This window comes from Paraburkholderia sp. SIMBA_027 (assembly GCF_046535315.1).
Classification (GTDB): domain Bacteria; phylum Pseudomonadota; class Gammaproteobacteria; order Burkholderiales; family Burkholderiaceae; genus Paraburkholderia; species Paraburkholderia tropica.
Map to the genome: position 1 here is coordinate 1 of NZ_JAWRWY010001012.1, position 258 is coordinate 258.

At 61.2% G+C, this 258-nt stretch carries 1 protein-coding gene; it reads left to right on the plus strand.

The window, feature by feature from the left end:
* Positions 1-97 precede the first annotated feature (97 nt).
* Positions 98-258, plus strand: a 161-nt coding sequence (locus SB764_RS42155; protein WP_410867058.1) for a hydantoinase B/oxoprolinase family protein, incomplete at its 3' end; no start/stop codon positions are given.

Here is a 258-nt window from a genome sequence, read left to right on the forward strand (position 1 = left end):
CTGGAGGAAATGAGCTCGACCACCGTGGTCGGCGCGGGCCAGGACGTCGAGGTCGACGCGTACGGCAACCTGATCATCCGTTTGCAAGGAGGCTCCCATGCGTGAAGCCCATGAAGCCAATCAAGACAGCGGCGTTGCCCTGGCCGATCCGGTCGGCATGGAGGTGTTCTGCAACCGCCTGCTGTCGATCACCGAAGACATGAACAACACGCTGGTGCGGGCCTCGTTCTCGACCAACATCAAGGAACGCAAGGACTG